The sequence below is a fragment of the Roseateles sp. P5_B10 genome (genome assembly GCF_056400485.1).
The window spans coordinates 1-1,310 of record NZ_JBFULE010001142.1 but is presented as its reverse complement, the minus strand read 5'-3'; the positions used below and the strand labels follow the sequence as shown (position 1 = coordinate 1,310).

The window sequence follows — 1,310 nt, the reverse complement described above, 5'->3', positions numbered from 1 at the left end:
AGCCCGAACTGGACCGGGCCCTTGCATGAGCCGGAGCTGCTGCACATCTTTCAACACGCCAGCGGCCGCTACGGCACGACGCTGGACTATCTGCTGCGCACCGTTCAGGGTTTGCGCGAACATGGGATCCGCGACGCGGAACTGGAGCGCCAGGCCCACCTGGCGGCGCAGCACGGGCTGTGCGCCCCGCTTTGATCAGCCCCTGAGCCGCGCGAGATCTTCCTCGGTGTCGACGTCGACATGCACGCCGGGGTCGTCGACGGGAATGGGTTGCGCCGCGTAGCGAGCCACGATGCGCCGCGCGCCCTCATCGCCCTGCAGGGCCACCAGCTCCGAGTAGAGCTCAGTGCCAAAGCCGACCGGATGGCCCTGGATGCCGCGGTACTGGGCATAGCAGACGGGGTAGCGCTCCAGCCCCTCGGCCACGGCCATGATGGTGGTCGGCTGCACAAGCGGCATGTCGGCCGGCAGGATGAGCCAGCCGTCGGCATCACCCGTGGCGCTGACGCCAGCGACGATGGAATGCCCCATGCCGATGGGCTGAGGCCGACCGTGGGTATCGCGCTCAGGCAGCGTCACGACGTCGCGCGCCGCGATGAGCTTGTGCACGGCCGGCGCCAGGGCTGCCGTCGTCACAACGACAACCGGAAGCTGCGTCGCGATCGCATGGCGCAAGGTGCGCGCCAGCAAGGTATCTCCACCGGGCGTTCCCGCCAGGTGCTGTTCCAGCTTGTGGCCCGAGCCGCGGAAGCGCGAGCCGCGACCCGCGGCCAGCACAACGACGACGGGGCGTCGCTTTGTCATTTGCTATTCGTCCTTCAAAACCCACTGACCTAGCGCCGGTCTGAGCCGTTTGCTGCAGTGCCACAAGCATGCCGAGTGAGGCTTCGCTTGAAACTGGGGCGTTCACTTAAGGGAAGGTCTGCATACGTAGGGAGGTCGTCAGGCCTGGCGTTGGGCCCGCGCCGGGGTGAGTTGCGGGGTGAGGCAAGGCGCCTGCGAGGCGTGTGGCGGGCCTACACAACGAGCGGGTAACGACGAATCACCCCGCAACTCGCCCCGGCCCTCCGGGTTGGGCTGCAAAGGGCTCAGTCGTTGTTGCAAGTGCTCGCGATGCCACCGGCATCGCTGCGCCTTGCGCCTAGACTGAGCCCTTTGCAGCACCAACGCGGGCCTAACGCCAGGCCTGATGACCTCCCGCCATGAGCAAGTTGAGCGACTTCCGAAAGAGCTACGAACTAGGGGAGCTGGATGAGGTGCAAGCTGCGGATGGACCGCTGGCGCTCTTCAACCGCTGGATGGATGAGGCC

General features: G+C 66.8%; 1 protein-coding gene and 1 pseudogene. One reads left to right on the top strand and one right to left on the bottom strand.

Features of this window, described 5'->3' with window-relative positions:
* A pseudogene (locus AC1DU6_RS31555) lies at positions 1–195 on the top strand (gamma-glutamylcyclotransferase); the annotation flags it as partial.
* On the opposite strand, the gene AC1DU6_RS31550 reads toward AC1DU6_RS31555, so the two are convergent.
* A complete protein-coding gene (locus AC1DU6_RS31550; RefSeq protein WP_056202371.1) occupies positions 196–804 on the bottom strand; it encodes a nucleotidyltransferase family protein in 609 nt (202 codons plus the stop codon).
* Between the last annotated feature and the right edge of the window lie 506 nt (positions 805–1,310).